Genomic DNA, 26,795 nt, shown 5'->3' on the forward strand with positions numbered 1-26,795 from the left:
TGCCGAGGACACGCAAACCGCCCCCGAACACACCTCACCCTCAGCCTCATCCTCATCCGCCGGTACGGCCGGCGCGCTCCGCCGAGAGCTCGGCCTCCCCGGCCCCGAAGGAAGACCCACCGCGCCCGCCCTCGACCGCCCCTCCGCGCCCCCGCTCGATCAACTGCCGGACAAGGCTGACGAGTTCGGCGGGCTCGAAGGGCTTGGCAAGAAAGGCGTCGACTCCGACATCAAGCCCTCGCTCGACCTCGTACTGCGTACAGGCGCTGACGATGGCGAGAGGAAGATCCCGAGTCACCGGATCGGCACGCAACCGGGCGGCGGTCCGCAACCCGTCCAAACGCGGCATGACGACATCCAGCGTCACGACGTCGGGGCGCACCTCATGCACCACATCCAGACACTCGGCACCATCGGCCGCGGTCACGACCTCAAGCCCCTCCAGCTCAAGATTGACCCTGATCAGCTGCCGGATGACCTTGTTGTCGTCCACAACAAGCACCCGACCCGACGCGCCCGACACAACTCGAGAGTAGGTGCGGACCGGCCACCGCGTCCGGCTTTTCCCCACTTCCGCCCCGCGCGAGTGAGCCACCCCCTCCCCACCGCCACAAACCCGTTCATGAACACCCCGACGGAGCTGGTAGTGTTCTACCCGTCGCCGCGAGCAAGCAGCTCAACGCCAGACGCCCCCGTAGCTCAGGGGATAGAGCAACGGCCTCCGGAGCCGTGTGCGCAGGTTCGAATCCTGCCGGGGGCACCTTGGATCAGGTGCCCAAAGACCCCGTCACCAGCGGAAACGCTGAGGCCGGGGTCTTCGCGTATGTGCAGGCAGATGCAGCCCGAAGCGGGCGTATGTCGGGGTCCGTGGACGAGGCGTGGACGGGATCTTGGAGCATCGCCGCAGGTGACGTCCCCAAGTGGCCGAGGACCCGCATCAGCTCCAGACGGCCGCTCCTGGACGATGGCCACGCTGCGGAGGCTGCCCGCGGTACCCGTGGAACGGCCAGCGCCGCACTAACGACGTTGCTCACCATCGCTTGCGGTTGCGGCGATGCGGGCGGCTCAGGACATGTCGAGCGCGCCCACGGCCGCACGGATGTGGGCCGGCCCGAGACGCGGCCGCCCTCCGGCGCACCACCAGGAGAGCGGCCCCTCCACCTCGCGCGCATGCATGCCCAGGTTGTGTTCGACGCACAGAGGCCACGCCTGCCACAGACGCTCAGCGACGGTATCCTGCGCGGCGTCGGCGACGATCGCCAAGGCATGAGCAAGGTCTTTGGCCACCTTTGGGTACAAGTGACCGCCGTGCCACTCGCCATTGGCCAGCGCAACGTAGACATACTCCGGCTCGCCCGCCTCGTAGGAAGGCTGGGCCACCAGTTGCAGGGGCCCCTGCTCAGGAAGAGTCACTGCCAAATCCCGGTTAAGGAGCGCAAGAGCCTCGTCCCACAAGGGGTACTCGCCCAGCAAGACGCGACGGAGCCCAGGACTGTCGAAGAGAGCATGCATAGGGCCATCCTCCACTACGGACAGCCGACCCCAATCGCGCACCAGGTCGTAATAGGGCACAGACTCAGGCCTTGCTCCAGGCCTGTCGATGGCGAGCGACGCTGTACACCTGCTCGACCTGCTCGGCCGTCAGCACCCCTGAGAGTGGGGCCAGAGCCGCTACTTGGCGCTCCTGGTACACCCGGACGCTGAGTTGCGTGGCGACCACCTTGAGATCGGTGACACCAACGAAGACGAGTACTGGCTCGACTTGCACGGGAAAGCCAGAGTAGTGCTCAAGCACCCGAACCACGCGCTTGGCCTCCGCTCGACTCTTGCGTGCGTAGGGCGCCGGCTTTCCGTGATCGACTTTCACAGCATCGTCGCCGACCCATACGGCCTTGTTGTGGTGGTGCTTCGTATTGATGCTGAACACCCCTCCAGGCCCGATCAGCAAATGATCGACGTCCACATTGTTGGCCAGCGGGATGGAATGCAGGACCCGCCATCCGCGACGCGCCAAGCGGTTCAGCTCGGCTCCCACTCTCCTCTCCCCTGCCAGGCCCCTACGCCACGAGTCCCACTCCGTAGGACGCCGCAGAAGCTGTGAGACGACTCGCTCGATCAGACCTGGGCCGGATTTGTCGAGCAGGTCGCGGAGGGACTCACCGGGACGGTTGGCGGAAAGGTCATCGGCCGGTGTCAGAGGCGGCAGCATCAGAAGGGCTTCAGCCTCCGGTGCCCCCTGCGACAACACCGGCTCAGGGTTGTTGCGTAAGTGGTGTGTCAACACGGCGATCACGTCGTCGCGATACTCACCGACCAAGACGGTGATGTCCCCCGTCCTCACGCCCGCCCAGCCGACCGCGGTGCCATCCGGCAGATTCGCGTACCAGCGATCATGTCCGTACCGCTTCCAGCGCGTGACCTTCAGCTCCACGAGCCCCCCTCGTCCGCTCTCCGCCCGAAGCATCGCAGCAGGCAGGGCTCAAAACGAGAGAGGCCCCGGACAATATGCCGGGGCCTCACAGGTGGGCTCAGTGATCAGACGTGCATCTCACGGACCAGTGTGTCGTCTCCCTGGTAGAGCTCCAGGGAGTAGCTCAAACCGAGGCGGTGAAGTACGCCGCCGAGTTCGTCGAAGTGTTGAGGGTCGACGACTCCGTTCAGGAGGATGTCTGGACCCTCGATCGGCTCGACCTCCAGCTGGCACCAGCTGGTTTCGACTTCGTAGCCGTGCCAAGAAGACGACCTCGAACTCCACCCCGTTCGCACGAAGTGCTGGGCCACCGCAGAGGCATCCCGGCAACCGCGCAGGACACCGCATACGTTGTTGCCAACCTCCACCCACTCAGGATCGATCTTCTGGTCATCGTCGGATACGTCCACGCCGGAAGTATGAGGCCCAGGTTTCGTGCGATCACTTGTATTCGCGCAACAGATCCTCGATACGCCGGTTGGCGACGTTCTGCCGTCCGTCGAGGCACTTCGCGTAGCGGGTCAGCAGGACCTCGACGCTGTTGCCGGCGCGCTCGGCAACCTCGGTGGGATCGACTCCGGCATTGAGCCAAGTCGACAGCGCCGAGTGCCGGAGGTCGTACGGGCGACTCGCGAGCGGTGAGGAGGCGATGGCCGGCGGGAGCGCGAGAAGCCGGGCCTCCTGCCACACGCGGTAGTAGGTCGAGGACGGGACGACCGAGCCTTTCTCGCTGAAGAAGAGGCGCCCGTCGTCCGCGGTCCCGAAGGTGGCCAGGTGCTCGCGGAACATGGCCACGAGGTGGGGCGGAATGGGCACTCGCCTGACGTCCTCGGTAGGCCGGTTCTTCAGCCCGCGGTCGTCGTGGGTCTCCCCCGAGTCGGTCCACTGCTTGCCGACCGACGGGCGAGTCCGGTGGAGTAGGGCCGATCCCCAGCCCTGGTCAGGGAGGATCAGGTCCGTCTCGGCGAGACCGATCGCTTCAGCCGGCCGAAGGCCACCGAAGTACATCGCGGCGAACAGACCCACGAGACGACGGCCGCGGGCACGTCGGTATCCGCCCACGTAGGAGACGGCCGCCAGGAGGTTGCGAGCCTGCTCCGGGTTGGCGACTACGCGCGGGTCCACCTGATTGGACACCTTCGGTTTCTGCCAGCGAACCGCCGTGATGGGGTTCTCGCGCAGCTCCCCCGGGTCGACCGCGTAGTTCGCGGCATTGACGAGCGTCCGACGCTTGCGCCGCACGGTCTCTGCCGCTGCCGCCGTACCGTCGAGCCTGAGCTTCAGCGAGTCGAGGACCGCGCGGGCCGTGGCAGGCTCAGCAAGATCGGCGAGCGGTCGGGAGGCCTTGGACAGCCAGTGCAGAACGTTCCGCACGTCGTCCGGGACTTCCCGATCGTCGGGCCCCGGCAACACGAAGGCCCAGTTGCGCAATGCTTTGCGGATCACCTCATCGGACGGCCGTCCGGCACGCTCGTCGAGCAGTTCCAGCGTCACGCTGGTGAGGGACTCATTGATGCCGTCCCTCGTATTAGGGGCGGCATGGGGCCACTTCATGGCCAGGTACCTGAGGGCGAAGGCGTACCAGGACACGGCCGACTTCTTCTCTTCCATCGAGGCCGGGAGGCCCGACTCGGTGTCGAACTCTTCACCGTCGCGCATCGCTCGCATGAGCTTCGTGCGGAAGTGGTCGGCGAGCGCCTTCGTGCGGAATGACTCCGAGAGCACATTGCCCGCAACGGACCAGCGGACACCGTACGAGGGCGTTTTGGTGTCCCGCTTGCGAACCGCCCAGACCTTCACATCAAGGGACTTCACGCCGCCGCCTCCAGCTGTCGCAGCCACGTGATGAAGTCGCTCCGCCATACCCGGAGCTCTCCGTTGGGCAGCTTGAACGCGGCCGGCCCGTATCCCAGCTCCCGCCAGCGGTAGAAGGTTCGGCGAGAGACACCGCCCAGCTCATCCAGGACTTGGCGAACAGTCATCAGCTCGTCGTGGCGGGAGTCCACGTCGGTTCTCCTTCCGTTCCGAGTGCGGGTTCGAGGGACGAGGCGAGCCAGGCTTCGGCACGGCTCAGGCCAGTACCGGCGAAGACCCAGTGCGAGAGGACGAGAGTGGTTTCCGTCGGCTCTGTCTCGACCACCGCGGTGACCTGTGCGCGTCGCCAGTCAGCGCGAGCGGTGCGCAGTGCGCCGAGGGTGGTGGAGTAGCGGCGGGATTTAGTGGAGAAGTGGCCGCGGAAGCCGAGCATGTGCGCCCAGGCGCGTAAGCGGAGCTCGGCGAGCTCAGGGCGTGCGCCGAGGGTCCAGGCGACGCGGATCATGCGTCGGGCGTGTTCGGTGATGCGTGCCTGGGCGAGCTCGGCGAGGAACTTCAGCGGGCGGTCGAGGGTGCCGGTCGCCGTCTCGGCGCCCTTGGTCGCGTACTTCGCGATGTACGAGGCGACAGCGCGTTCGGTGAGGTCCTGGCCGTCGTCGAAGTCGGCGGATCGGATCGTGCGGACGTCGAGTTGGCGGCCGAAGGCGAAGGTGTGCGCGCGTCCGTCGACGGTCGGGCCGTCCACGCGGGCGGCGGTGGCCGCGGCCTGGATGGCGTCCGTCAGGAGCTCCGCCGTCGCCCAAGCGGGCGGTGCCGTGTCGCCGCCTTCCGGGCCGTCGATGCGGATGACCGCGTGGAAGTGCACGGCACCGCGCTTCTGATACTCGGCGACCTTGGCGAAGGAGACGCGGGCATGGTCGCGGAAGGTGCGTTGGGTGAGACCGGCGCGCTTGGCGATCTCCCGGCGGAGGTAGATCGAGAAGCGCCGCCAGAGGCACCCGGCGTGGGCGTTCCAGAGCACGGCCGCTTCATAGTCGTAGCGGTCTGGGTCGAGAGGCGTGCCAAGTGCGCCGTCCTTCTCGTCGTGCCGCGCCCCGCAGCGGCAGGGACGCCCATCGGTGCGGCGGTTGTGGACCGGGCCGAAGCCAGGGGCGGTGAAGGTGGCGAAGACGCGCGGGTGGGTGGCGACCTGGTCCGAGGTGCCTTTGCCGCCGCGTAGTCCGGCAGTGATCAGGTGGTAGGTGTCGCGGCGGTAGGTCTCGGCGCAGGCCGGGCAGCGGGTCGCGCGGCGGTTGTTGCAGCGGACGAGGAGTTGGCCGGCCGGGAGGGCGGTCGAGTCGAGGTGGTGCAGGGTGCGGCCGATCTCGCCGGTTGCCGTGTCGACGGCGTATTCGGTGCGGTGGCCGTCGAGGCGGACAGGGTGGGTGCAGCCGCCCAGGCCGGAGAGTTGGCGGGCCAGCTCGGGCATGGTGCCGAGAGAGGCCAGCATGGAGAGTTCCGCCAGCGGGGGCGGAGTCTGCCGGGTGATGATGGGAGTTCCTTTCGGCTGTTTCTGCGGTTGGGAGGGACGGCCCCGGGGCGGCGGGATGCTTGGCGGCGTTTGCCGCCCCGGCGGCCGGTCAGCGCCTGTTGGCGCCGTTCAGCAAGGAGCGCAGGACCACGGCGGCGATGGCCACGGAGATGGCCGTGATGGCGACCGCCGCCAGGAGCGCAGTGAGGACGACACCGCCGACCAGGACAGCGGCCACCGGGCCCGCGTAGGGGCTGAGCGAGCGGCCGGCGGCGGTCGGAGCCGGGTTGTGCTGGTCGTACTGCTGCGGAATGAGGGTCGGCGGCGGAGTGGGCACGTCGGGCAGCTTGGGGCGGAACATGGCGCAGCTCATTTCAGCGGTTGTCGCCGTTGACGACGCCGACCCCGGAGCGGGTGCCGGACTCGATGGCGGGGGCGAGGAAGGTGTGGGAGAGCCAGAAGCCGAAGAGGGCGATCACGACGGCGACCCACATGCGCACGCCAAGGAACTTGATCAAGCCCCGGCTGCGCTCCGCTCCGCCGGGCGCGCTTCCCGGCTCCGCTGCGGGCGCCGCTCCTGCCTCCGGCCCGCTCCGCCCGCGCTGCGCCGACGCGCGCCCACATGTGGATAGGGCCGGAAGGCCATGGGTCGAGGACTCAATGACGCGGCCCGCGGCCAAAGCAAGCCTCCGGCGGGGGATCGGTCGGCACCGGGATGGAGGGGCGCCGTAGCCGACAGCGGGCCCGTTGTGGCGTGCGCGGAGAGCTCCCATCCCGTCCGCCATCGACCCAGGCAGAGCCGAGCAGACGCGGCCCAGGGGCGTCAAGGTCGTTCGTTCAGTGGCGCGCTCCACCTTGACGCCCCTGAACCACGCCAGCTCCACGGTGTGTGGGTCGACGGCGGACGGGATGGGAGCTGGGGTCCGTGGTTTGCTGGTGAGCGCTGCGAATCGGGCCTAGGTGTCAGCGTGTGCCACCCTGTCCGCACACGCAGGCAGCACTCCCGCGGACGGCGCCAGGGCCGCGATGGCCCACGGAGCGCTATCTGCCGGACAGCAGCCACAGCTGCAAGGGCACGGCTTACCCCGACACCGATTGACCAGAAGTCCCGCGACCTGGTCGACTAATCAAGCGGTCAACACGCACCGCCTAGGCCGATAGCGATGCCACGCCACACCTTCCCTCACAGCCCAAGAAATGTGGCACGCATCAAGGTCATCAACCCTCCTAGCTCAAGCCCGAGTTTGCGACGAAGTTCGTCCCAGGTCTCTGTCGAGATCGGTTCCCTCTGAGTGCTTAGGCGGGTGGGGATCAGTCGGGCGAGCGGCACGTTCAACTTGCCGCGCATCGCCTCCGCGTAACCCCACATCGACGTTCGATCCGTGTTCAGGGCGTGCCAGACGGTCAGCGGGTCGACGCCGGCACCACCCTCAGATCGTGCTGCCGCGCAACCACCTGCCAGCGCCTCGTGAACAAGGGTGATGAACTTCGCTCTGATTCCCTCCAAAGCCTGTTGCCGACGAGTGTCGGTGAGGGCGCTTTCGTACGACCGTTGCCTTCCAATAGCTTCGATCCGAATGGTGTTTGCTGTCTCTTCAGCCTCTCCTCGTGCGGCCGCGATTCCGAGGTTGTCAACGTCATTCAGCCCTTGCACCACGGTGGGCGGAGTACGGTCAGCACGTACAGCTACACTCGGCCATGCCCCGTCACCGGTGATGACCAGCGCACTGTCGTCAGGAAGGCTTGCCCCTGCCCTACGGGCGAGCACCTCGGACAAGGCTGGGTGACCATACGTTGCCAGGGCTGTCCAGCTCTCCCCGTCACGCGATGCCCGCGATGGGTCAGATGTGATGGGGCGGCCGGGCTTGTCGAGTACGGCACCGAAACGTTCAAAGAGGACCTCGCGAAGGTCTTCCAAGGCAACGGGGGAGGGTGCGTGCTCGGGCAGCGGCATCGCATCCTCCGCGCCGAAGCCGACACCTTCTTGTCGCACGATGTCGATCTGGTCGACCAGCTCGCGGATCGCTTGTTGTTGAGCCAATGCCCTCTCACTCTTCGGCGCCTTGAAGATCGCCTGAAATGCACGCTCGGTGGCGCCGAGAATGGGCTGAAGCTGACCGAGCAGCTGACGGAAGTCATCGATCCGTCCGGCGAGCGCTGCGTAAACGTCTTGCTCAACGGTATTGGGTATAAAATAGCTTCGAATGTGGACGACATCTCGCGCCTGGCCGAGGCGATCCACTCGGCCGATGCGCTGCTCGACTCGCATCGGATTCCACGGCATGTCGTAGTTGATGAGAAAGCTGCACGCCTGAAGGTTGAGCCCCTCACTGGCCGCGTCGTTGGCAAGCAGGACGGTCACACGGCCGGAGCGCACAGCATCGACAAGGTCACGCTTGGAGATGTCAACCCAGCCTTCGTGTTCACGGAAGACCTGCCCACCCTGTCCGGTGAAGGTGGCCAATTGTGATCTGTAGGCTCCGACAAGCCTGCCCCTAAGACTTAGAAGCGTGTCCGTGTACTGAGTGAAGACGATAGTTGAATACCCCCGCCCACGGGCAGCATCCAAATCGGAGCGCAACCGGTCAAATTTCGAGTCCGGCACGTTCTTCATCCGGCTGATATACCCCCGGATGTCTTCTATTTCCGTCGCCGTCAGTGGCAGCGCCTGAGAGTCGTTGACCTGATGCCCGTCTCCGGTCTCCAGGCCAACGTCGCTCCACGCCTCCTCGAAGTCCTCTGCCGCCTGATCATCATCGAGCGCCAGAGCTTCGCGATTGAGTCGTTTCGTCAATGTCGCCTGGATCGCCGCCCAAGACGAGGTTAGCCGACGGCGGTAAACGGTCAATACGAAGCCGGCACCACGCTTGCTTCCATGGGCAGACATGAGCCGGTCAATGAGGTCGTCGAGCTCATCGTAGAGATCCTGCTCCTCTTGGGTGAAGGGCACGACGACCGGCTGAGTGTCCCTATCAGCAAGGTTCTCCGTAAGAAGTCCGCGGTCGCGATACATCTTCAACGTCTCGCGACTATGGCGAGTTACGAGTTGACCGACAGGACTGAGCAGAGACAGCCACTCCCGCAGCGCTGCCAGGCCGCTGGGCGTCAGCTCCTGAGCAATCTCTTCCCCAGATAGGTCTCCCGTGCCGAACTTCTCGATGCGGGCCGCTGCTACGGGGCCCACTTGAATTCGAATTTTCTTGAGGACCGCTTCCTCTGCCGCGGTACGCGGTAGTCGAGGCGTATCACGCAGCGTCTGGTCCAACCATGCCCAGGCCGTTTTTCGGTCCTTTGGACCGTCACCCCTCGCCACTTCGCGGAAGTATCTCTCGAATGCATGAGGGTTAGCCAGAGGTCCCTGTAGACCTACATGGATGAGCAGATCCCGCAGCTCGATCGGGGCAACCTGCATCGGTGTCGCCGTCAGCAACCAGAGCGCCTTGGCCGCTCCCCCTTGCGTGATGCGGTCGAGCAATTCGAGCAGACGCCCCGGGCGGTATTCATCCTCATCAATGTGAGTGCGGCGAGCATGGTGCGCCTCATCCACAATCACGAGGTCATACGGCCCGGCCGCAAGGAGACGTTCCTGTTCAACCGGCCGACGCGCGAGGTGGCTGGAGGCGATCAGAACCGGCTCAGACTCCCACGGATTCACCCCGGGTACGACAGTCCGCACATCATCAGGGTGAGCACCGTAAATTTTGCCGCCTTCAAGGCGGGGAACCCATAGACCGAACTTCTCGAAGAGCTCGTCCTGCCACTGCCGACAGACATTCGCCGGGGCCAAAATCAGGGCACGTCGCACGCGCTTAGAGAGCAAGAGTCGGCGCAACGACATGCCAGCTGAGATCGTCTTGCCGAGACCTACTTCATCGGCGAGCAGCCAGGAGCGAGGGTACAGACCAGCAAGGCGTTCAACTACCTGCTGTTGATGCGGGAAGAGCGTCAGTCCCGTCGTTGCCACCGGAAGAGCCTCGGCCCCTACAAGGGCCGGAGCCACTTGCAGATAGCGAGCGACGGCGGCATCGTCGCCCATCGGCTCTGGCTCTTCTGAGTCCCTTTCTCCCGGCACCACGTTCGGTGCCATGCTCAGCAGTCGCTCCGACGCGGCATCCGGTAATGCGTACACCTTGAAGCCGACCATCCGGCCGGCCCAATGCTCCTCAAACTTCAAGGCCCAGTGGCTGAAGTACGTGGCAGCTTCAGTCCACGAGGGGTAGACCGAGAACGACTCGAAGTTGCGAGTCCACGCTTGAGCAGACTCGTTCACCGACCCCTGGAAGGCGACACCGTCGCCAACCGTGTCACGTAGGACCCCGATCTTCTCGTGGAAGTACGGGGTCATATCGCCGCCGACGATCGGCGTCCCGTCTTGGTCCACCGGGATCGCAATCCGTACGTCAAGACGCCCCATCTTTGCCAACCAGGCAAGCACCTCAAGGCGCCGTCGATCCACTTCGGACTCTGTGACCAGCGCATCTGCGAGCTTCTTGGCAAACGCCGGGCCGATCTCGGCCCGGCCAAGTAGAGCATCCCGGTCCCCCGGGCTGACCTCAGCACCACATAGGAGCCGCACGCGTCCGCCGCCGTTGATGAATCGCGACAAACCACGCGCAGCGGCACTCAGCGACGAGGAACGGAAATACCCGACCGAGCGGTCATAGTGCACTGATCTCGACAGGGCCGGGACGTAAAACGTCTCCAGCACACGGTCGCTGGAGTCATAGCCCGGCTTAAGGTCCAAGCCTCTCAAGCCGGGCGGCGACGTAACAGTGATTTCAGACATCGAATCCGAAGGTCTGCTGCTCGTGCTGCACAATAATGGGTTCCACCTCGTCGGCCGGCGGTTCGATGTGATCGAACAGAGCCGCTCGCAGGCTGTCTAGGATCCGGGCCTCTGGGCGGGCGAAAGCACCCTTATCTTTCACTCGCGGAATTGCGTAGAGGGCGGCCCGAACCACCTCAGTGAGGGTGGAGTCATCAACCAGACGGGTGCGGCTCAGCCAAGCTTTCGCTGCGCCCAGACCATCCGAGTCGTACAGCGCCATCAGCGCGTGTAGCCGGTCGAGCCACGTCCCAAATTCCGCGGCATCGGGGTCAAGCGCACCAGCTGTGACCCGCTGTGCCGGCGTGAGAAGGGTGACACTTCCGCTCGACGCCTTAATCACCTTGTTCCGCTTAGCGAGATCATCGATCTCAAGGTGAGTCGCAATAGAGAGCTTCCGCGCCTCGTCATAGGGGAATTCCGCAGCAGCGAAGTCGCTCCAGGCGAGCAAATACCAGTCAGTGATCCGATCGAAGTCGATATCCCGACCTCCCAGAAGCTCCCGCTTCTTGAGCGACGCAACCTTCTCCCGGGCCAAGTCAAGGGCCGCGTCAGGTCGCAAGACCTCTGGCTTGCCATCGCCATCAAGTTCACCCGTATAAACGGGCCAACGGTCGGACAGCACCGAAAGAACTGGCCCATACGTTGCGATCGTGAGGTCTACTCCGGTCATCCCTTGCTCGGCAAATCGGGTTACGGCATCTTCAGCAGCTCGCTCCACATCACGTCGAATGTCCGACCAGTAGGCGGGATCGCCATCCACTCGCTTCCGACACCCGAGGAAGATCGAAGATTTCGCCGAGTTTTTCTTCGCCTGATGAAGAGAGTTCTCACTCTCCGTATGGACTGGCCACGAAGAATTGATAGAGAAGCCAGAATCCAGGAGAGCCGAGCCGAGCGTATCCCAGGCGGAAATTTTCTTGTGCGTGAACATGACCGTCATCACACCATCAGACTTCAACACCCGGTGAGCTTCACGGAATGACTGTTTCATCAGCTCTTCGTACCGGTCGTCAGCCAATTTGGCCGCCGTTTTGGCGTCTGTTTTCTTGCGACCACGTTGTACGGGCGGCGCCATGTCCTTGAATAGGTAAGGATTGGCCACGGCCTCAGAAACCTTGTCCGTCGAGACGAGGTTAGTGAACTGCGGCCATGTGCTCTTGAGCGCCCGCTTAAGCCATACATAGAAGTAGTCGGACAGCTCCGCGTACATCACATTATCTGAATAAGGGGGATCAGTGACGATAAAATCTATCGATTGACTCTCCAGCGGCAACTGCGTAGCGGATCCACTTATGATCTCAACCTTCCCGCTACGCTGGAACGAGTCGAGTCGCTCTCCGCCGGAAATGAGGCGCGCGGTCCCTTCATAAGTGCGCCTTATCTGATCAATCGCCCAGTCCGGCAGCGAATGCGCAGCATCGAGCTCAGCGAACGACATCTTGAATGAGAGGTCGTGCTGACTAAACGTGTTCGCCGTAACCTGACGCAATGAGTGCCAGACGCTCATCCGACTGTTGTAGTTCAGACACTTACTGATCGCGAACGCGAGATAGAGCCCAAGCGCATTCGCTTGCGCCTCACTAATCTCTTCTCTCGCCTCAGAAACGATCTTCTGGGTCTCTTCTAGCGCAGTCAAATTCGCCAGTAGTTGCCGTGGAGTGAACATGTCCGACCAGCGGGTAAGCCCCATACGGCGTGGTTCCGAAGTCTTCCACCCATCCGGGATCTCATCAGTGGGCGCTAGATCGGAGATCTCCCATCCGGGCAAACGGGCCGAAAGTTCCTGCTCAGCAGCCTGGACAGCAGCTAGATCATCGCCCGTCGGCGCACGGAACTTTCGCCCCTTAACCCCGCTACGGGTGATTGCCAGAGCCAGGAGTTGCTGGCCAAGGTGCCCTGACTGCGCCATCTCCTGGATATACTCACCGGAGAAGGTTTCGCCAGTCCAGATACTCGTCGCGGTGCCGTTCTTGTACGTAGCCCTGCTTCCAGGACCCGTAGCAGAACTGCCTTCCACAATTCTCGGGTGGACTACCCCTGCCTCGTGGTCGATCTCCAGGTCTACAGCCACCTTCAGGCCGGAGGCAGGGCGAGCGAGCCAATAGTTCGGCGACAGCGGCGTTGGACGACCGGTCGTAGGACAGGGGACGGTATGCGCCCAAACGTAGGCGACCACCGTTTCCCCACCTTGCAGAGGGTAGTATTCTTCGAGCCTCTTTCGCACACGGCTAGACCAGCGGTTACCCCAGACGTTAATAACCTGCGTGAATTCAACCCCGAGATCGGAAGGAAGAGCCACCGTGCCTTCAAGGATCGCGGATGCTACCGGATTCAACTCGTTAGCATACGTATTGAATCCATATCGCACTGCCTCAAATGGGATACTACCTCCCCCGGAGAACATATCCAGGAGAGTCATTTGCCCGGATCCGGGGTTGCCACGCAACGCAGCAAGCCGCGAAATCCGCTCAAGCACCTCCTTTCCGGGACTCTCCGTAAACGCCCGCGGATACCCATAGCCGTTCCCTGGAAGCTTGATTCCTGCCTCTTTAGCTGCGGCAATTGCCTTCCGCGACGATACGGGATCGCCTGCAATTCCTAGGCACAAGAGGAACCATGCATGGTACTCTGCCTCGCCGCCTGGGAATTCATTCTGCAGGCCAGCAAGGACGCGCTTACAGTCCTCGCTCCCTTCTGCTTCATTAGGCGTCGGCCAGGCCGGTAGGGCAGAAGCAATTACTGCCGCACGGCTGGCAATGTGAGGACGCCGAGCCCACCAGACATGCAACGCGAAGGTCGGCGGCAAAGCCGTGAAGGTCCCAGTTTCTCTGACGCTTTCGGCGCCGATAGACGCTGAAGGCAACCACTGTTCAATAAGGCTCCGGGTCACCGTCTGGCCCCTCTGTGTCTGCACGGCGGATCCGACCGCTGCGCCCTGATCTACTCTTTCGTTGCGCAGGATCACCTGCGCTTGCCCCCATCAAGGAGGATGCGCAGCGCCTTGAGCCCATGCCGATGCTGGACCTGCGCATGCCAGTAGGCCGCTTCCTCTCGACTCATGGCAGCTACCCCTACGGCAATGTCAATGATCCGGTCCGTTCGGCGAAGAGGCTTCACAGCACGCAGCAGCAACTCAGCGTGCGCGCCCAGCATGGGATCAAGCGCCACCGGCTTGCGCGCGTTCCAGTCCCGCCCCCGCAGTCCGGCACTACGCAGGACATCTTGTAGGGGCGCCGCAATGTGTGTGGCGCGGCCGCCGTTTACGTGGACGGTTCGATGGCCGCCATCAAGGTCCTCTGCGGCAACATCGACGGCAACGATGCGGCCATCCTCATCCCGGGAAATTAGGCAGGTGTACTGCTCAGCTCGGCTCATCCGTCACTCTCAGTGCGCATCGAAATTCTGCACTTGGTCGGACCAGTGTCTCGCGCGGCCTGAGCAAAGCGTTCCACTAGATCCCCCGACAATGGCAGTGGGTCGGCGAAAGTCGCGGTTACTGAAGCCTTGAGTACGGACTCGCGCGGGCCAAGCAACTGCTTGAGAGCTTCTCGGAGCGGAGCATAGTCACCAGGTGTCCCCAGGTAGGAGACTTTTGCCGTGTGCATCTTGCCGTCACCTAGGGTGATGACCACATCCACATCGTAGGTCAGGTCGGCTCCCAGGGTGGCCGGCGGGACGATCGAGTGGAGTCGCAGCAGCTCAGGGCCAGCTCCGGCGCCCAGGTGATCGACCTCGATCTTCAGTTCCAGCAGGCTCTCCCGCTGGGTATCCGCCGCTGCGCTGCGTGCCTGTGCGAAGGCACTCCCCGCCGCGCCCGTTCCGGCGAACACCGTGGGCTTGGCGGGTTGCAGGCCCAGCTGCCTCCCACCGTTCGGAGAGCCGTTCAGTGTCTCGTCCGGGCAACCACGACCAGGATGGACGGTGTCACACAGAGGGCACGCCTGCTCGGCGGGCGCCGGAGCTGAGCCGGGCGGGTGCAGGAGCACATCTGCCGCTAGACGAATGCTCGCACCGGGGCGCTCCTTGGTTGCCCAGCCGTCGTCGCCACGGTCCGGGTCCTGGTACTCCCACACACCGTTGCGAACACCGGCACTGATCAGGGAGACAAGCTGAGCCCGGTCGAAAACCATCTTGAGATCAGGGCGCCTGGCGAATGCCTTGACCAGCTCTTCAGTGGGCTGGGGCCGGTTCATAAAGTCACCTAGCTTGTTCTTGACATGCGCCGGGTCGATTGCCTTGTCGCCGGCACGGAGCGTCTTCTCCATCGCAGCAAGACGGTTCAGAATCGCGTCGGTCTGGTTTGGCCAGACCGACGAGGTGGTGACCTGATCAAGCTGTACTGCTTCGAGCCCTTGGCTCGTTGGCACATACAGTGCGTTCACGTGGTTACAGACCGCAACCCTAGCCATGAGCGCGGACTCCTTGGCCTTGTCCTTCAGCTCGCTGCGCTTTTCGGGAGTCAGCGCGTTCAGCGTGTCGGCGCTCGTGGACAGCTCTTCAAGGGCGAGGTGAGTCTTCACAGCGCGGACCATCGCATCATGCGTGCCCAGTGTTGGGGCCAACACCACCAGTCGGTTGCGATACTCGCGCACTCCGCCAGACGGAGTGCGCTCCCACAGCTCCTGGATCTTGGGCGGAATGGCGCCGTGAGGGTCGACGCCACGCGGGTCACCGAAGTCGTCCCAGTGCATCACGACCAGCCAGGCATCCTCGGCGTTGTCTGGGACCTTCGCGTCGTCCCAGTGCCGACGGACCTTGAGCGTGCTGTCGCGGAACTGTTCGGTCAGGATTCTGGTGGCCTTGGTGCGCGCCTTGGTCACGCTTATTTCACTCTCGGCCTCCTGGATGAGCTTCACCAAGGACGCCTCGGTCGAGAAGCGGTAACCGCGAACATCTGCGTGCAGATACCAGCAGGCGGTCTCAAGGCCATCGAGCGCCTTCTGGAGCAGGTTGGGGTCGTCTCCAGGGACAAGCGTTGCGCCGAAAAGCTCAGGGGGCTGCACGCCCGGAACATCGCGCGTGAGGGAGTACAAATAGACCGCGGCGGCAAGGCGCCGCCCGTAGCGCGCTCCCATCCGCTCGTCGACGCGCTCCGCGTGTGACAACTCCGTCCCGGCCTGCGATGCGATGTCTGCGCGAATCACAGGCTCGAACTGCGGTCGCTCCAGCCGGCTGGAGAGCTCCTCAGCAATGACCCGTTCCGCAAGATCGATGTGGTGCGGGTGAATCAAGTAGGTGCCGTCCAGTTGCTGGGCCCACAGCCGACGCACAACACGGGCAAGCAGTCGCAACGCGCCGCGGGTGCGCTGGAAGTTCGGGATCGTAGACAGACGCTTGTCCAAGATCCGGATGAGAGCGGGATGGAACGGATACGTTCGCGCGACCTCTGATGCCCAACCGCTGCCGACCATGCCCTCTGGGAGATCAAGGCCACTGGCATACGCGGCATCAGCGGCCTCTGCATACGCCTGGGCGGTCTCCGCCGCGGCGCTACCACTCTCGCGCTGCTTGAAGAGACGACGCGCGAGGATCTTCGGGAGATCAGGTTCCTCGCTCGGGCGGAGGACCAGCTCTTTACGCGCCATGAGCGAACGAGCCTCGTTGATGGCCTCAAGCACGTCGCTGGTTGCGTCGCCGAAGGCGTCAGTCACACCGGTGGTGGTAATCACCAATGCCGCATGAGGAAGACCGTCCACCGCCTCCATAAGCGCCATCAGGAAGGCCGTGGTCTGGCTGGCGAGCGTAGTTTCGCCGACTCGCACCCCCTTGGCAACGTGGTAGTAGCGAGCGATCTCATCGATGAGGAGCAGTGAGGGGCGCTCTCCCAACATTCGCTTGATCGCATCAGAGCCCGGCGCAGTGAGCGCCTCGTCATCCCCTCGAACGAACTCGTAGCCAGCAGCCCCACCGATCTGAAGGGCTAGGTATCCCCAGACGGTACGGGGTGTGACGCCGGCGATCTCAGGGAAACTCTGCGCGCCGGTGCTGGTACCGACGAACGCCCCCACCTGATCGACGGGCTCGTCTGGGAGGAGCGAAGCATCCATAAACTCTGCCGCGTGACCCGCGTCGAGTCGTCCTCGGGCCGCGTGGAACAGCGCGATGAGGTTGTGGGTCTTACCGCCTCCGAGGTTGGTCTCCAGACGGATCACGCTGGCGCCGTCCGGCTTGCCCCCGCCGATACGCCCCAGGACCTCGTTGAGCAATGACTTCAGGCCAGCCGATGGGAAGGTGGCCGCGAAGAAGCGCCCTGCGTCAGCGTAAGTATCCGGGGCCGTACCTGCGATGACTTCCTCAAGCGACGCAGCAAAGCGCGACTCTGTGAGTTCGCCAGCCAGCACGTCATCACGCGGCTCGACCGCCCGGAACAAGCTCTCCACGTTTCTCCCCTTCGCCACCTGCTCCACACAGTATCCGCGAGGATGGAACCTGACAGGGGAATCTGTCCTGCTCCATCGCACACACGCGCCCACGGGCAACTGCTGGTCTTGGGCGGAGGATCAAGGTCTCCCCGGACACGGTCAAGCCGGAGGGCAGGCTTCTCGGGTTATATGCACGGTATCTGCCATCTCGTCACGGGTCCCTCGTCGAGCTCGAACCCGCCCGACGTGTCGGTGCGGTTTCGCCCTGTTCATGCCGTTTACATAGCCTATGGAGACGAACAGTGCCGCGCACGTCCTCGCCGACGTGTTGCCGTACGGGGCCATCGAAGCCCTTTCAAGGTGGTGTACGTCGCTTGTTCGCGGCCCATTCGCGGACGGGTGAGGCCACTCAGTCAGTCGGCAGGACGCTGAGCTGCAGAGACCTGTGATGGACACGGGGCCTCCGGAGCCGTGTGCGCAGGTTCGAATCCTGCCGGGGGCACCCTGTATGAGGTGCCCAAAGACCCCGTCACCAGCGGAAACGCTGAGGCCGGGGTCTTCGCGTATGTGCAGGCGTATGCGGGGCGAAGCGGCTGTATGCCGGGGTCTGTGGACTATTCGTGGACAGGAACTGAGCGCGTCCGCCCAGGTCACAGCGGCTTCCTCGGAGCGGACGCAGCCCGGCGTGCCGGTCCCGCACCAGATCCGCGGCGCCGAATAGGCTGCGCCTGACTGCCACAGAGAAAGACGCCCAACGTCGGCACCACAAGCGCACCAGATCGCCCGTCGGGCGTAGGTGGTCAGCGCGCCAGTCTGAGACGTGCCGTCTCTGCGGCATGGGACGCGGCTTCGATCAGTCCGAGTTCGCCGGCGAGCGTCGATACGAACGCATCAACCGCCTCGATGGCGCGGCCCTCCATGGTGTCGGGCTCAGCAAAGTACGCCGCGAACTCTCCTGCGCCGATGGTCGCCAGGGCGGACCGACGAGCCTGATGGTCCGCCCACATCGGCCGATGGACGGCGCGCACCCGGTCGAGCTCCAGTTCGTCGATCTCCTCGTGCCGAAGGCGGCGGATCGTCTGCTGTTTGGCCTTCCACATCGCAATGTGGTGCTGGACGGGGACGGGCCCGAACGGGCCCGGAAGGGCTCGTTCAATCCTCGGCATGCCGGGCTGAACTGGCCAGGGCGAGTACAACTCCGTGAGGACCGACGTCAGTCTGTCCACGTCGATCCGCCCGGTCCGCTCGCCTTCCTCGAGGACGAGCTGAGCGGCGCGCCTTTGCTTGAGGCTGGCGGAGGGGTGGGCGAGTTGCTCGACGATTGCGCGGACGTTCTCGCTTCGCCTGACGGCAGTCGTCTGGCCAGTGGCTCGCGCATGGGTACGCCAAGCTCGGCGCGCCTGCGGGGTGAGGACCACCGTGTCGTTGATCAGCCACAGGTACAGCACGACGCGGACCAGCGAGCGTTGCGGGATGCGCCCCAGCGGGGAGCGCTCTCGAGCTTCCAGAAGTCTGGTGAACAACTCGCGTTGCTCGGGGGGAAAGACCCGCGGATCACTGCCGTGCGCGCTGGTCTTGCGCGGCTCGGGGTGGGCGAGCATCCCGTCCTCGACCCAGGAGGTCACCATCCTGGGACTGGCTTTCACTCCCAGGGCGAGCGCGTCGGCGACCAGATCGGCCGAAGTCCCCTCGACCCACGCGGTGGCCCGATTCCCGTTCACGGCGCCGAACTTACATCGAGATTCGAGCTCCGGGAGCTGCATTCAGCGGACATCAGCCATAAGGCTTGGGGCAGCAGAAACTGCCGCCCCGCACCGTATCCCGGCCAGGAACAAGCGGTGCGGGGGGAGTCGACTCATCCCCTGAACGGAGACCGTCATGTCCCACCGTACGCAGCGCCCCGACGTGAAGCGGCAACGCGCCCGCCATCGTCTTGTCCAGGGCCTCGGGCAAGCCGCGTTCTACGCCGCTTCCACCACGTTGGCCGGTGGTCTGGCCCGCGCACTGCTCCACCTGCTCCGTCTGTCTGTCTCGTCATGCTGACCCGAGCGTCCAGCGCCTGTTGCCAAGGGGCGGGGAGTCGGCCCCGCCCCTTGGCCGAACACCACGCGCAATATCCGTATCCTCCGGCCATGAGACTCTTCCGACCGCGCGCCAAGCGGACGACTGAACCCCCTGTGTCGCGGGCCATGGCCCTGTACAGGGCCGGGCGCTACGCAGAGGCGGTGACCGAGGCCCGTGCCGTGGCCCGGTCGCTGCCACTCGATGACACGTACGCACCGCTGGCACTGAGCATCACCGCAAACGCGACGGGCGCCCAGGGCCGCCACGCCGACGCTCTCGCCATATACGACGAAGTGCTGCCGGCCGTCGGAAAGACTTTCGGAGCTCATCACTGGCAGACCCTGAAGCTGCGCTCCGACCGCGCCCAGACGCTGGCCGCGCTCGGTCAGTACGCCGAGTGTGAGGCAGAGTGTGCGGCCGTCGCCCAGATCGCGAGCCGCGGTACAGGGGAGTTGCAAAACGTAGTAAGGGCCGCCAGCAACGGGCTGGTCTTCGCTCTTAGCGCGCAGGAGCGCCACCCGGAGGCCGAGGCACACGCCCGCGAGACCCTGGGCGCCCATCCTGAACCGGACCGGCTGACTCTGGCATTGCGGCTCGGCCTGGCACGCAGCCTCAACGGCCAAGCCCGCCACGAGGAGGCCCTCGCCGAGGCGGAGCGCGCCCGTGAGCTGGACCGCAGCCTGCCCGCGGAATCGAGCCGCCCAGAGACCGGCGCCATCGAGCTGGCCGTAGCCACCGCCCTCCTGGGACTACGCCGCGGCACCGAAGCTCGCCTTCAGGCCGCAGCTGCTCACGATGCCTGTCTGGCCTCATTCGGCCCGGACCATCGCCGCACAGTCGAGGCTCAGGCTCTGCTCGACCGAATCGACGGCGCTTGATCGGACGCGCACCGCGAATCCGGACAGGGGTGTCCCAGGTGTCCGGCTGTCCGGTTACGGCCCCGAACTGCACGGACACCCCGGACAGCCCGATGGACCGCTGTCCGGGCTGTCCGGTCACAGACGGCTGCAACACCCGCGCAGGTGTTGCAGCCCGTCGGCGGAGCCGACCTCTCAATGGGCGCAGGAGCCGGAGGCGACTTCCGACTTCGCACTATCTGCGATACACGAGGGCACCTGACGCCTCCTGGGATCAAGGAACCCGCTGATCAGAGCCGCGTCGCAAGCCGAACTCTGATTGTGCTCCGGAGCCGTGTGCGCAGGTTCGAATCCTGCCGGGGGCACCCAGCATGAGGTGCCCAAAGACCCCGTCACCAGCGGAAACGCTGAGGCCGGGGTCTTCTTGTATGTGCAGGCGTATGCAGGCCTGAGCGGCCCTAGGACGCGGTGTGGGGACTATTCGTGGACAGGTTCTTGGGGCATTCGCCCTGGTCAGCCCCTGACACACCCCAAGGGGCCGCCGCGCCGCGCTCAGGCCGTGGTCAATTGCCTCAGAACCGCCTGCGCCACTCCCCTGGCACTACCAGGATTCTGTCCCGTGATCAGCCGGCCGTCCTCGACCACATACGACTCGAAGGGCTTGTCTGCCGTGCTGTAGTCGGCCCCGAGCTCCTTCAGCCTCTGCTGCAGGTTGTAGGGGACGGCGTCTGCTCGGTTCGCCAGCTCCTCTTCGGGCCAGGAGAAGCCCGTGACCTTCTTCCCTTTCACCAGGGGATCGCCGTTACTTAGGACGACATTCAGCAGACCAGTCCCTCCATGGCAGACCGTCGACACGACGCGTCCCGATTCATAGAACCGCGCCATCAGTTCTTCCAGTTCAGGGGTCTGCGGAAAATCGAACATCACTCCGTGTCCACCCGTGAGGTAGATCGCGTCGTAGTCGTCGAGATGCACGTTGGAAATCTTCCGCGTGTCTTCCAGGAGATCCATGAACGCTCGGTCCCGGTACCGCTTTTCGGTGCCGAGTTCTGCCAGGACCTCATGGGAAAGACTCTCAGGATCCAGCGGGATCTTGCCGCCCTGCGGGCTGGCGATGTCCATCGTGTAGCCACTCTCCGCAGCCACGTCCCAGAAGTGAGTCAGTTCCCCCAGCCACAGCCCCGTACGCATGCCGACTTTCTCGTACTCGCCGACGTTGGTGACGATGACCAAGATCTTCTTCGTCGCTGCCATGATCTCTTATCTCGCTCCAGTCGTGTGTTCACCTACCGAACGACGCCTTGGCTTGAAAAGAGCCGTGGCATTTTACCTTCGTTCCGTGGTCAGAGCGAGGTTGCTCGCTGAGCCCCGCCTCCACATTGGCTGAGGGGCGGACGTCAGGGAGATCCCGAAAACAACCGTAGCCCGATCGATTTGGCACGGCAAAGTCAAGTCCCAGCAACGGTGAAGGCCCCCTGGGTTGTCCAGGGGCCTGCCGACTGCGGCGGGCGCCGTACCCCCGCCGTCTCGGCTGCGAGCGCGCGAGGAGACCGCACCGCCGGCCGTGGCCGAGGGCGAGCAGCTGCTTCGAGCACGGGTGGGACGCCATCCTTGCGGCCGCCCCGGTCGAGGAGTCCGCCTCCATCGCGACCGGCCACCCTTCCGGCGAACGCCAAGTCACCCTTTGGTGAGCGGCCCCCGGCGCTCAGCGACGGCGCGCGACCACGAGGTACTGGTAGGCGCTGAGGCGACGGTGTGTCTCGACCCGCTCCGCCCCGAGGCCGACGGCGACGTCCACCAGTGCCTCGAGGTTGGCGGGCAGCGGCACGTCGTGGCACGCCACGCTCACTGGCTCGAAGCCGGTGGCGGTCAGCATCTGTTCGAACTCGTGCCGCGTGAAGAAGTGAATGTGGGTGCGATCGAGCAGCCCCTGATCCTCGTAGTGCCAGCGGTCCTGGACCAGTAGCGGCGCAAGCACCGTCCAGTGTTTGATGTTGGGGATTGAGCAGATGATCACGCCCTGGGGGGCGAGGTGGCGGCGAACGACTGACAGCAGTCGGGCCGGGTCACGCAGATGCTCGAGCACATCGCCGAAGATGGCGGCATCGAGATTGTCAGGCAGGTCCGAGACGGTATCGAGATCGGCGACGATGAGCTCGTCGAGACGCCCCGCCGCGATCTCAACCGCCTGCGGGAAGAGCTCAACCCCGGCAACCCACGCCCCCAACTCCGTCTTGAGCGCGGCGCCGAGGGAACCAGTTCCGCAGCCGACGTCGAGAATTCTGCGCGCTGTCCGGGGCACGAGCGCTCGGAGGTCTGGCCGGTCCCCCTCGTAGTAAACGCCCAACTCCTCGACGAGATGGGCCCGTGTGCCCGCGGCCTGCTCTGCCCCCGCGATCCACTTCGCGCGAAACGCGCGGTCAGCAGCCAGGAATGCGGCCGAATCTCCGTAGCCGCCCTTGGTGTGGTGAATCACCTCGAGATCGTCGACAACGACGCGCATCCCAGCACGGCGCGCCTGGAAACAGATGTCAGCGTCGTAGCCGTGAAACCCGGTGAACGCCTGTTCGTCAAAGCGTAGCTGCTGCACGGCGCGCGGTGAGAGCACCATGATCAAGCCATCGACCATGTCGACATCGCTACCACCATCCTGGAAGTCGATCAGGCCCCTCGTCTCGACCACACGCCCCGCAGGGTGATAGTCCCACCACGACAGGCTCCTCACCCCCCGCCCCCCGACTACCCCGATCACGCCGACATCAGGCTCGTCGAGCCGCGCCCGGATCTTCTTGAAGAAACCGTCATCCACGATCTCGGTGTCCTCATGCAGCAGCACGAGCGCTTCCAGGTCCTCCCGGCCCCGCGCGTTGTCGAGCACCTTGTTGTACGCCTCGAAGATCGATGTCTCCGAGGAGCTCTCGATCATGACGCTGTCCGGTTCGCAGATGCGCTGCAGTCCGTGCAATGCGAATCGCTGAAACTTCTCGGCCGAGCCGACGCACACGCCAAAACAGAACATGTACTGGTGATCGTCCAGGAGGCGTCACGCTTGAGCCTTGATCCGCCATTTGAGGGGCTCATTAACGAATGTGTCGTCATGCCACATTCGCTACTGACGTTGTAGGTGTGGTGCCGTCAGGGTGAGTTGAGTCCGGTGCCGGTAAGGCATCCGTCGACGAGGTTGGGCCAGTACTGGACCTGGCGCAGTCCCCGCCGGAGGGCTCGCATCAGGTGGGCGGGGTCGGTCCACCGCTTGCCGACACTGGGGCGCGTCCGGTTCAGCAGGGCCGTCCCCCAGCCGTCCTCGGGCAGCTTCAGATCCGCACTGTTGAGGCCCACGGCCTCAGCCGGGCGCAGAGCGCCGGGGTCTGGGTTCCGGGACGCTGGCCGGGGCTGATAGAGCGCCCGTCGTGGTGCGAGCGGAACTCAGTGATGGGGACTGGGAGTTGATCGAGTCGTTCTTGCCGATCAGCGGATCCGGGCCGCGTCCCGAGCCAGCCACGTGATTAGGACTCGTGGCGCACCCTGGAGCGGGAGCATCGCAGCGTCGCTCACACGGCGCCATCAAGATCCACCGGATGCTCCCTATGGAGCGCAGCCTTGGCTCCGCGACCGGAGCTGACCAGGGCTGCTGTGGAAGCGGCAACGGTGATGGCGAGTATGGGCATCGTGACCAGCTGAGCCGCGTCGGCGGTATTCGTGATCAACGCCGCAGCACAGGCGATGCCTGTCGTCGTCACGGCGAACGCCACCGCAACCCCGGACAGGGCAAGCAGCCGCAAGACCTTGGCAGATGGTCGGCACCGGGTGACGACGACAGCAGGCGTCACCGCCGCGGTAATGAGGAACGCCGCCGGCCCAAGCACCCCCAAGGCCCCGACCCAATAGGAGAACGGTTCGATGGAGGCGAACGCCAGGAACAACGGCGCGATCAGCCATGTAGGCAGCGTCGGGATGAGAACCACCAGTGGGCGCCACGCGGTCCAGTCTCCGGTTCTGAAGGTTTCCCCAAGTAGCGCGAGGGCGCCAGCCAGCAGGATGAACCCGGCGCCGTACATGGAGTACTGCGCAACGTCGAGCAGTCGGCGCACCAGGTCCGGAGTCGGCCAAGGTTCCTCGGACAGGATGAAGCGCAATACGGGCAGGACATACAGTGCGGCGCACCAGGTGACCCAGGTGGTGGCGACGCTTGCCTGCATGCGGCGGCGGCGCCGTTCGGCGGACTCATCGGGCATCACCGGGTGAAGCCATGCCCGCAGCGCGCCGACAAGGAGGTCTGCGACGACGCTTGGGCGGGCGCCGGTGTCCTCGACCAGCGCTTCAAGTTCGCAACCGTAGCGCTCCCGGAACGAGGGAGGGTATGCCCGCAAGGCCAGCCGAACTGCCATGTCGATCACGCGTTTGCTACCCCCAGTCGGGTCAACCCGGTGCGTGCGAAGCGGGCCATCGCCCGGAGTTTGTCATCGAGCACGGCCTGGCCTTCCGCGGTGATGCGGTAGGGCCGCCGACGCTCGTCCTCGTCCAGCGGCGCGACCAGGCCGCGTTCCTCCAGCCGCGCGATGGCGGCATACAGCGTGCCCGGTCCCAGCCTGATGGATGTCTGTTCCTCGACGTCCTTGGTGATCGCGTAGCCGTGCTTGGGGCCGTCGGCCAGGCTGGCCAGGATGAGCAGCGCGGGTTCGGCCCATCCGACGCGGTCTCGTTGACGTGGCATCGGGCACCTCCTTCGTTCCTGCCGACTACTACGTTATACGATACTACGTAGTACGTAGTAGTGGCCCAATGCGTCAACCATGCGCTGGGACCGAGCCGTCGAGCATCTCCCGGGATCGGACAACTGCCGCTGGAGCGGACGCGGAACTCCGCCGTGGGGCGGTCGGCCCGTGCCCGTGCCCGGGTCTGGGTCTGGGGTTACTCGGTGATGTTGACGGTCACGTAGTCCGCTGACGCCTCGTGCAGCGCGTCTCCGTCGTAGGAGACCACGTAGAGGGTGTTGCCCTTGGCGCGCGGCACGTCGTTCACAGTGAAGGAGCCGTCGGAGCCGACGGTGGCGGCGGGTAGGTCGATGACGCCCTTCTTCGTCACCCTGCGCACGTCGACGGTGGTGCCGGCCGGCAACGCGACTCCCGGTGTGGTCAGGGTGCCGTGGATCGCCACACCCGACGTGGTCGCCTCGGTGGGCGTGTCGAGCGCCAGGTCGGTGGGCGCCTTGGCCACATCCACGGCGAGCTTGGCGTCCTGGGCGGGGTCGTGCGCGGAGTCGCCGGCGAAGGAGACGGTGTAGGTGGCCTGCCCGCTGACGGCCGGGGTGTCCTCCAGGGTGAACGTGCCGTCCGGGCCGACGGGGGCCGACGGCACCGCGTGGTCACCGTCGGAGTCGTGCCGCACCGCGGTCACCTGTACGGGTGTCCTGGGCGCGGGGCCGTTCATCCGCAGTCGGCCGGAGATCTGCACGGCCTGGCCGGCGTAAGGGGTGCCGGGCTGCGCGGTCAGCGGGACGTCGAAGGAGGAGTGGTAGCGCGCATCGGGGTTGCTGATGACGTGGAGCCAGTACGCGTCCCCGGCGGCGTCGGTGGTCATGGCGAACAGACGGGAGCCGTCGGCGCTGAAGGCCAGTCCGCGGTCGGCCACGCGGTCGCCGCCGTTCGTGGCGTCGGTGAAGGCATACTCCCTGGGCGCGTCGCCCCGGGCCGGATCGGCGCTCTGGACCAGGAGGTCGGCCGCGGTGCCGTCGACCGCGCCGCCGCGCGCGAGGAGCGATCCGTCCGGGCTGAACGCGACCGCCGTCGAGCTGGTGCCGTCGGGCAGCGGCCCGTATCCGGGCGTCACTTCGCTCAGGTCAGTGGTGGACAGCGTCTTGGTCCCCGACACCCCGGCCGCGACCAGGGCGAGGGCGCCGTCGGGGCTCACCGCCACGTCCCGCGGCACCGTCGTCGGGTCGTTCGGGCCGGCGAACCCGCGCACGGCCGACCGGCTGAGGGTCGGCGCGGTCGCGTCCCACACGCCGACGGCCAGCTTGGACCCGGAGCTGGGGAAGGCGTACGCCTCGACGATCTTGTCGCCGGCGGCCGATACGGCGATCTTCGGGTCGACTTCGCTTGAGATGCTCTCCGTGTAACTGCCGCCCGTAAGAGCCCCGCTGTAGAGCGCCTGAGGCTCGGTGGTGCAGTCCTTCGGGGTCGACTGGCTGGTCATCCGCGTGAACCGCAGCGTGCTGCCGGTGGCCACGATGTCACCGGTGCACTTCCCCTTGAAGAAGTCACTGCGCACCCATCCGCCGCCGATGTAGGCGAAGGTATCGGGGTTGAAAATCAGGATGTAGTTGGCCGCGCCGACGTAGAGGGTGCTGCCGTCCGCGGAGAGCATCATCGCACCCGGGTTGATGAGGGCGTCGGTTTTGACGGTCTGCAGGAGGCTGCCGTCGAAGTCGTACACCAGCAGTTCGTTCACGGTCGCGTTGAGCGCGCCCGTGGTCACGTAGACACGCCGGCGGGCCTGGTCGACCAGCATGCGCGAGTAAGTACTGGACGGCAGTCTGACAGCGATGTCGGACGGTTCGCCCTGCTCGGCCGCGTGCACGGTCGGTGCGCCGGTGGCGAGTGTGGCGGTTAAGACCGCCAGCGTGGCGAGCAGGCTGCGGGCCCGTCGGCAGCGGGAGCGGGCATGACGGTACTCAGACAAGTGAACCCCCCGAGAGTCCTGTTCGAGCCGTGATCTCCGCCGCCGGGGCGGCGCTCGGACTGTAACAGAACGTCAGTTCCCATGCGGCGGAATCGGTTTCCCGACGCCCTCACCCGATTCGGGCGGTACGCGGCGTGCGCCGGATGCCTCACGGGTGGTCGCCGCCCTGCTCGCGGGCGGTCTCGGCGTCGAGGTCAACCCGCACTTT

General features: G+C 65.1%; 21 protein-coding genes and 1 tRNA gene. 2 read left to right on the forward strand and 20 right to left on the reverse strand.

Annotation, left to right across the window (positions count from 1 at the left end; translation table 11 throughout):
* Positions 1–52: 52 nt before the first annotated feature.
* Complete coding sequence (locus ACIPSA_RS07185; RefSeq protein WP_402631660.1) at positions 53–571, reverse strand: response regulator; 519 nt, start codon at positions 569–571, stop codon at positions 53–55.
* Between the two features lie 117 nt (positions 572–688).
* Here ACIPSA_RS07185 and ACIPSA_RS07190 point away from each other — a divergent pair.
* Positions 689–760: transfer RNA gene (locus tag ACIPSA_RS07190), tRNA-Arg, on the forward strand.
* Positions 761–1,065: 305 nt separating this feature from the next.
* On the opposite strand, the gene ACIPSA_RS07195 is transcribed toward ACIPSA_RS07190, so the two are convergent.
* The 13 genes from ACIPSA_RS07195 to ACIPSA_RS07255 form a co-directional block, all read right to left on the reverse strand.
* The gene (locus ACIPSA_RS07195; RefSeq protein ID WP_402629808.1) at positions 1,066–1,512 is read right to left on the reverse strand and encodes a hypothetical protein; all 447 of its coding nucleotides are present in this window, start codon (positions 1,510–1,512) and stop codon (positions 1,066–1,068) included.
* Between the two features lie 64 nt (positions 1,513–1,576).
* Entirely contained in the window at positions 1,577–2,464 is an 888-nt protein-coding gene (locus tag ACIPSA_RS07200; RefSeq protein WP_402629811.1) for a nuclease-related domain-containing protein, read from the reverse strand.
* Positions 2,465–2,535: 71 nt separating this feature from the next.
* Complete coding sequence (locus tag ACIPSA_RS07205; protein WP_398419923.1) at positions 2,536–2,880, reverse strand: hypothetical protein; 345 nt, start codon at positions 2,878–2,880, stop codon at positions 2,536–2,538.
* Between the two features lie 31 nt (positions 2,881–2,911).
* Positions 2,912–4,285: a tyrosine-type recombinase/integrase gene (locus tag ACIPSA_RS07210; protein WP_402629814.1), complete on the reverse strand. Its 1,374-nt coding sequence runs from the start codon at positions 4,283–4,285 to the stop codon at positions 2,912–2,914.
* A complete protein-coding gene (locus ACIPSA_RS07215) occupies positions 4,282–4,452 on the reverse strand; it encodes a helix-turn-helix transcriptional regulator (protein ID WP_402631663.1) in 171 nt (56 codons plus the stop codon). Before ACIPSA_RS07215 ends, ACIPSA_RS07210 begins: the two co-directional genes overlap by 4 nt.
* Positions 4,452–5,774, reverse strand: coding sequence for a replication initiator (locus tag ACIPSA_RS07220; protein WP_402629817.1), 1,323 nt, complete (start codon positions 5,772–5,774; stop codon positions 4,452–4,454). Before ACIPSA_RS07220 ends, ACIPSA_RS07215 begins: the two co-directional genes overlap by 1 nt.
* A gap of 130 nt (positions 5,775–5,904) precedes the next feature.
* Positions 5,905–6,156: a SpdD protein gene (locus ACIPSA_RS07225; RefSeq protein WP_402629820.1), complete on the reverse strand. Its 252-nt coding sequence runs from the start codon at positions 6,154–6,156 to the stop codon at positions 5,905–5,907.
* Between the two features lie 13 nt (positions 6,157–6,169).
* Positions 6,170–6,313, reverse strand: coding sequence for a hypothetical protein (locus ACIPSA_RS07230; RefSeq protein ID WP_402631775.1), 144 nt, complete (start codon positions 6,311–6,313; stop codon positions 6,170–6,172).
* A gap of 665 nt (positions 6,314–6,978) precedes the next feature.
* Positions 6,979–10,581, reverse strand: coding sequence for a helicase-related protein (locus tag ACIPSA_RS07235; protein ID WP_402629823.1), 3,603 nt, complete (start codon positions 10,579–10,581; stop codon positions 6,979–6,981).
* Positions 10,574–13,588: a DUF1156 domain-containing protein gene (locus ACIPSA_RS07240; RefSeq protein ID WP_402629825.1), complete on the reverse strand. Its 3,015-nt coding sequence runs from the start codon at positions 13,586–13,588 to the stop codon at positions 10,574–10,576. Before ACIPSA_RS07240 ends, ACIPSA_RS07235 begins: the two co-directional genes overlap by 8 nt.
* Positions 13,585–13,998, reverse strand: coding sequence for a hypothetical protein (locus ACIPSA_RS07245; RefSeq protein WP_402629827.1), 414 nt, complete (start codon positions 13,996–13,998; stop codon positions 13,585–13,587). Before ACIPSA_RS07245 ends, ACIPSA_RS07240 begins: the two co-directional genes overlap by 4 nt.
* Positions 13,995–17,003, reverse strand: coding sequence for a DUF499 domain-containing protein (locus ACIPSA_RS07250; protein ID WP_402629830.1), 3,009 nt, complete (start codon positions 17,001–17,003; stop codon positions 13,995–13,997). Before ACIPSA_RS07250 ends, ACIPSA_RS07245 begins: the two co-directional genes overlap by 4 nt.
* 782 nt (positions 17,004–17,785) lie before the next feature.
* Entirely contained in the window at positions 17,786–18,748 is a 963-nt protein-coding gene (locus ACIPSA_RS07255) for a hypothetical protein (protein WP_402629833.1), read from the reverse strand.
* Between the two features lie 462 nt (positions 18,749–19,210).
* Here ACIPSA_RS07255 and ACIPSA_RS07260 point away from each other — a divergent pair, with 462 nt between their 5' ends.
* Positions 19,211–19,927, forward strand: a complete 717-nt coding sequence (locus tag ACIPSA_RS07260) for a tetratricopeptide repeat protein (protein ID WP_323187291.1) — start codon at positions 19,211–19,213, stop codon at positions 19,925–19,927.
* A gap of 531 nt (positions 19,928–20,458) precedes the next feature.
* Here the strand turns inward: ACIPSA_RS07260 and ACIPSA_RS07265 are convergent.
* The 6 genes from ACIPSA_RS07265 to ACIPSA_RS07290 form a co-directional block, all read right to left on the reverse strand.
* Positions 20,459–21,160 carry a type 1 glutamine amidotransferase domain-containing protein gene (locus tag ACIPSA_RS07265; protein ID WP_402629836.1) on the reverse strand — a complete coding sequence of 234 codons (702 nt, stop codon included), beginning with the start codon at positions 21,158–21,160 and terminating at the stop codon, positions 20,459–20,461.
* A gap of 451 nt (positions 21,161–21,611) precedes the next feature.
* On the reverse strand, positions 21,612–22,925 hold the full coding sequence (locus tag ACIPSA_RS07270) for a methyltransferase domain-containing protein (RefSeq protein ID WP_402629839.1): 1,314 nt from the start codon (positions 22,923–22,925) through the stop codon (positions 21,612–21,614).
* A 116-nt stretch (positions 22,926–23,041) separates the two neighbouring features.
* Positions 23,042–23,245: a hypothetical protein gene (locus tag ACIPSA_RS07275; RefSeq protein WP_402629842.1), complete on the reverse strand. Its 204-nt coding sequence runs from the start codon at positions 23,243–23,245 to the stop codon at positions 23,042–23,044.
* Positions 23,246–23,457: 212 nt separating this feature from the next.
* A complete protein-coding gene (locus ACIPSA_RS07280; protein ID WP_402629845.1) occupies positions 23,458–24,303 on the reverse strand; it encodes a hypothetical protein in 846 nt (281 codons plus the stop codon).
* Positions 24,300–24,620 carry a PadR family transcriptional regulator gene (locus tag ACIPSA_RS07285; RefSeq protein ID WP_402629847.1) on the reverse strand — a complete coding sequence of 107 codons (321 nt, stop codon included), beginning with the start codon at positions 24,618–24,620 and terminating at the stop codon, positions 24,300–24,302. The genes ACIPSA_RS07280 and ACIPSA_RS07285 overlap by 4 nt, the downstream gene beginning before the upstream one ends.
* Positions 24,621–24,817: 197 nt before the next feature.
* Positions 24,818–26,587, reverse strand: a complete 1,770-nt coding sequence (locus ACIPSA_RS07290) for an Ig-like domain repeat protein (protein ID WP_402629850.1) — start codon at positions 26,585–26,587, stop codon at positions 24,818–24,820.
* Positions 26,588–26,795 lie beyond the last annotated feature (208 nt).

Source organism: Streptomyces sp. NPDC086549 (assembly GCF_044746205.1).
Classification (GTDB): Bacteria; Actinomycetota; Actinomycetes; order Streptomycetales; family Streptomycetaceae; genus Streptomyces.